We start from the raw sequence: 4661 nt of genomic DNA on the forward strand, positions 1-4661 counted from the left end.
GATGGACCTCGCGACGGACACATTCCTGGTGATCGTCAGGGGCGCCGAGGGTGGCGGTGACGTGACCGCCTGACCCTGGACGCGTACCCCGGCGGCAACTGCGTCAACGTCGCCGTCTACACCCGCCGGCTCGGTCTGGACGCCGCCTATCTGGGGGTGTTCGGTGACGACGGCCTCGGCACCGCCCTGCGCACGGCCGTCGCGGCACAGGGCGTCGCCGTGGACCACAGCGTCGTACGCCCGGGTGCGACCTCGGTCTCGACCCTGCACGTGCGGGACGGCGACCGGGTCTTCCTCGGCTACGACCCGGGCGGCACCGACGTCCGCCGGGCCCTGCCCCTCACTCCCGCCCTGCTCGCCTACGCCGCGTCCTTCACCCTCGTGCACTCCAGCGTCTACTCCGGTACCGAGGCCGTACTCCCCCGCCTCGCCACGGCCGGCCCGCTGATCAGCTTCGACTTCTCCGACGAGGACGAGTACCGCACGCCCGCCTACCTCGACCGGGTCTGCCCCCATGTCGACCTGGCCCTGCTGTCGTGCTCGCACCTGGACGAGGCCGCCACGCGTGCGCTGCTCGCCGAGGCTGTGCGGCGGGGGGCGGGGATGGCGCTGGCCACCCGGGGCCTGGACGGGGCGATCGCGTACGACGGCCGGACCACGGCCGCCGCGCCGGCCCGGGTCGCCGACCCCGCCGCCATGTCCGACACGATGGGCTGCGGAGACGCCTTCCTCGCCGGGTTCGCCGTCTCACTGCTGCGCGAGGGATGGTCCCGGCGCGCCGCACCGGCCCCCGAAGCCCTCGAACGCGCCCTGGACCAGGGCGCGCGGGCGGCCTACCACCAGTGCTTCGTGGAGGCCGCCTTCGGTTCCGGCTGGCCGACACCGGTGGCGCGGGCCGGCGGCCGGGGCCCGAGCGAGCCCGCACCCCGCTGACCGGCCGCGCGCCCCCGTACGCACCGCCTGCCCGGCCGGTGCCCGCACGTCCTCGTCCGCACGTCCTCGTCCGCCCGGCCCGACCGAACCGGGCCGCGGGCGGCGCCGGGACTCGCGGATCGCCTTCACCTGCGCGGGTTCTCCTCCGGGGCCCTCTACTCCATGGCCTTCGCCCGGCCCGCCTCCTCGGCCGTCTCCTCGGTGCCCGCGGCGCGGGTACGAAGGCGTCCCAGCAAGGCGCCTCCCGCGACCACCAGGCCGATCGCGACGACCTTCGCGGCCCCGTAGTAACCGGTCGCCAACTCCTCGGGCGTGCCGGGCAGTCGCAACGAGACCCAGATGATCGCGAGGCCACCGAAGACGATCAGTGCGACGGCTCCCCAGGTCCCGAGGCCCGCCCACCATGGCTCCACCTCGTGCCGCTCGTCGCTCCGCTCGACGCCCTTGTCTGTCACAGTACGTCTTCCCTGTCCGTGTGCGTTCCTGTGGTGACGGTCATGGGGGAAGACGCAGGTCCGGGGCGGGCGGTTCACACGGGGGCACCTGGCTGCCGGACGCCGGGGCCCGCCCGGCCCGGTCCGCCGGGGTGCCGACGCGCTGCGCCAGGTGGGCCGGGGCCGCGATGCCCTCGGGCAGCACCGAGTCCGGCTCCAGGGCGCCCCAGCCGGGTGCAGCCGCCGGGCGAGGGAGGCGGACCTGCCGCGGCTGCGTCGGACGCGCGGAGGCGATCAGGGCGCCGCGCACGGCGGCGCCCGAGGAGCGCGCCACGACGGAGGCGTACAGGGCCCGGGCGCGAGCCGGTTCGTCCGTCCGCCGGCGGACCGCGCCGGCCTGGACGACGGCAGTCTCACCTGGCTGGAGCGGACCACCCGGCCCGGAGCGGCCGGCAGGGGGCCGACCGGAGTCCGGGACCGTCACCCGGTCACGGACCGGACTCCGCCGTTCTCACCACCCGCTTTCACGAGTTGAGACGGACGCCGATCCGCACGAACGCCTGGACCAGCGGGACCGGCGGCACCGCGGGCGACATGACCTGCGAGCCGAAGTGGACGACCACGAGGTCCAGGCCCGGCGACACGAAGAGCCGCTGGCCGTGGATGCCGCTGGCCATGTAGGAACCGTAGGGGTCGTTCAGGACCCACCACAGGTCGTGGTAGGAGAGCGTGGCCGGTGAGTCGGGGGGCGCGGCCGGGAAGCGGACGCGGCGGGGGTAGCCGTCGGGCACACCGCTGGTGATGGTGCCGGCCACTTCCGCCGGGACCACCTGCCAGCCCTCCACCGCCCCGCCGCAGCGCAGCATCTCACCGAGCCGGGCCACATCGCGTGCCGTCGCGCTGAAGCCCCCGCAGGCGGCTTCGACACCGTCGCCGTCCAGGATGTAGTACGCGTCCTCCTCCGCCCCGATCCTGCTCCACAGGAGGTCGCTGAGCAGGGCGGACGTGGTGAGGCCCGTGACCCGGCGGAGGACTTCGGCCAGCGCCTCCACGTTGCCGTTCTCGTAGCGGAACTCCTCTCCCGGGGCCCCGGTGGCGCGGGCGGTCAGCAGGTGTTCACGGATGCCGTCCGGGCCGCTGTAACCGAACGGCCGCAGTCGCGGGGCGATCACCGCTTGGTACCGCTGGGCCTCCAGTGCCTTGTCGAAGGGCCGTCCCGCGTAGCTGACCCGGGTGCCCATGTGCAGCAGGTCCTGGACCCGGGCGTCGCCGAAGGCGGTTCCCGCGAGTTCCGGGACATGGGCGGAGGCCGGGGCCGTGCGGTCCAGGATCCCCTGGTGAGCGAGCGTCGCCGCGACGAGCCCGAGGTAGGACTTGGCCGCCGAGGCGTTGAAGTGGGGGGTGTGCGCGTCGGTGCCGTGCAGGTAGCGCTCGTAGACGACCTCGCCGCGGTGCAGCACCACGAACGCGTCCGTCTGGGCCGCGGCGAACAGGTCGGCGAGCTTGAGTGCGCCTGCGTCGGTGGTGACGACGTCGAGGGCGTCCAGGTCGGCCGCACGGTGCGGCAGGTGACGGGCGGGAGCCAGACCCCGCCACACGCGTCGGCTGGGTGAGAGTTCACGGCCCTGTGCGGTGAAGCGGCGGATCCAGGCCGGGTCCGTGTAGCCGCGGCTCCACATCAGATGACTCGACGGGGCTGTCTCGGTCATGGGTCACTCCTGTCGGTTCGGGTTTCCGGAGGTGCTGCTCCTCGGGATTTCCGGGAGCGCTGTCGTTCGAGGCGTTGACCTGGCGCCGTCCGGCGACTTAGGTTGCCGAGTCAAGCGATCAGTACCAGACAGCTTGTACGGGAACATACTCCGTTTTCAATATCCTGAGCCCCAGGAGTGCCCGATGGTCCAGCCGCAGCCGCAGTCCCGCCCCGCCCCCCGCCCGGAGGCCACCGGGCCGCCGCCCGGCTCGCCGCCCGGCCGTCGCCGCGCGTGGCTGATCACCGCACTGATCGTGGCGTTCATGCTGGTCAACTACGCGGACAAGTCCGTCCTGGGCCTCGCGGCCGTACCGATCATGGACGAACTGCACATCAGCAACAGCACCTACGGCCTGATCTCCAGCTCCTTCGCCCTGCTGTTCAGCCTCTCGGGACTGCTGGGCGGAATCGTCTCCGCACGGGTCTCGAGCCGTGTGCTCCTGACCGTGCTGGCAGCCCTGTGGGCGGCGGCCCAGTTGCCCGTGCTCCTCGTGGCGTCCGTGCCCGCCCTGGTGGCGGGGAGGGTGCTGCTGGGCTTCGCCGAGGGTCCGGCCGCGCCCATGTCCATGCACGCGCTCTACACGTGGTTCCCCGAGGACCGGCGGGGCCTGCCGTCGGCGTTGCAGATCAGCGGCGCCGCGCTCGGCACGCTGATCGCCGCACCGGTCGTGACCTGGCTGATCACCGCGTTCGGCTGGCGTTCCGCCTTCGCCGCGCTCGCCGCGGTCAGCGTGGTGTGGGGTCTGCTGTGGTGGCGGACGGGGCACGACGGACCGTACGGCCACGACCCCGTGCACGGCGCCGCGGCCGGCTCCGCAGCGGCGGTCCGGCCGCCGTTGCGCCGGCTGCTGCTGAACGGCACCGTGCTGGGCAGCATCGCGGGAGCCTTCGGCGCCTCCTGGGCCCTGTCGCTGAGCCAGGCGTGGCTGCCCGCCTACCTGCGCACCGAGCTGGGCATGTCACCGGGCGGAGCGGCCACGCTCATCAGCGCCGTGTCGGGGTTCAGTTTCGTGCTGCTGCTGACGGTGTCCCCGCTGGTCGACGCGCTCAACCGGCGCGGCGTGCCGATCCGCTGGTCGACCGGCGCGCCGCAGGGGATCGCCGTCGCCGTCGCCGCGGCGGCCATGGCGGCGCTCCCCTTCGCCGGCGCCCGGCCGCTGCTCCTGGCCCTGCTGGCGGTGGCCTTCGGCGCGCACGCCATCGCCTTCCCGCTGCACTACATGACGACGGCCGCGGTCGTGCCGTCCGCACGGCGCGGAGCGGTCTTCGGCATCGTCGCCGCGACCGGCACCCTGCCCGGCCTGGTGGCCCCGTACCTGACCGGGCGCCTGCTGGACTCCGCTCCCTCCCGGAGCACCGGCTACACCCACGCGTTCCTGCTGTCGGCCGCGGTGATGCTGGTCTGCGGACTGATCGCCGTGACCGCGATCCGTCCCGAGCGGGACGTACGGCGGCTGCGGCGGGCGGGCTGAGCGGGACGCCCGGGCGGAGAGGGACCGAGTGAGCTGGACGTGCGGGGGCTGCGGCGGGCCGGCTGAGCCGGG

At 74.0% G+C, this 4661-nt stretch carries 5 protein-coding genes; 2 read left to right on the forward strand and 3 right to left on the reverse strand.

Annotation, left to right across the window (positions count from 1 at the left end; all coding sequences use genetic code 11):
- Positions 1-75 precede the first annotated feature (75 nt).
- Positions 76-933: a PfkB family carbohydrate kinase gene (locus ABZ719_RS37230; RefSeq protein ID WP_366729603.1), complete on the forward strand. Its 858-nt coding sequence runs from the start codon at positions 76-78 to the stop codon at positions 931-933.
- A gap of 155 nt (positions 934-1088) precedes the next feature.
- Here ABZ719_RS37230 and ABZ719_RS37235 read toward each other — a convergent pair whose 3' ends face one another.
- From ABZ719_RS37235 to ABZ719_RS37245, 3 genes are all read right to left on the reverse strand, one after another.
- The gene (locus tag ABZ719_RS37235) at positions 1089-1388 is read right to left on the reverse strand and encodes a hypothetical protein (protein WP_366729599.1); all 300 of its coding nucleotides are present in this window, start codon (positions 1386-1388) and stop codon (positions 1089-1091) included.
- Positions 1389-1428: 40 nt separating this feature from the next.
- Entirely contained in the window at positions 1429-1701 is a 273-nt protein-coding gene (locus tag ABZ719_RS37240; RefSeq protein WP_366729600.1) for a hypothetical protein, read from the reverse strand.
- A 190-nt stretch (positions 1702-1891) separates the two neighbouring features.
- The gene (locus ABZ719_RS37245; protein ID WP_366729601.1) at positions 1892-3076 is read right to left on the reverse strand and encodes a serine hydrolase; all 1185 of its coding nucleotides are present in this window, start codon (positions 3074-3076) and stop codon (positions 1892-1894) included.
- Positions 3077-3260: 184 nt separating this feature from the next.
- On the opposite strand from ABZ719_RS37245, the gene ABZ719_RS37250 reads away from it, so the two are divergent.
- Positions 3261-4589 carry an MFS transporter gene (locus tag ABZ719_RS37250; RefSeq protein ID WP_366729602.1) on the forward strand — a complete coding sequence of 443 codons (1329 nt, stop codon included), beginning with the start codon at positions 3261-3263 and terminating at the stop codon, positions 4587-4589.
- Positions 4590-4661 lie beyond the last annotated feature (72 nt).

Source organism: Streptomyces sp. NPDC006743, from assembly GCF_040703815.1.
In the GTDB taxonomy this organism is placed as follows: Bacteria; Actinomycetota; Actinomycetes; order Streptomycetales; family Streptomycetaceae; genus Streptomyces.

Excerpts from the sequence above, each read along its gene's own strand:
- ABZ719_RS37250 (WP_366729602.1), top strand. The coding sequence starts at position 3,261 with ATGGTCCAGCCGCAGCCGCAGTCCCGCCCCGCCCCCCGCCCGGAGGCC.
- ABZ719_RS37245 (WP_366729601.1), bottom strand. The coding sequence starts at position 3,076 with ATGACCGAGACAGCCCCGTCGAGTCATCTGATGTGGAGCCGCGGCTAC.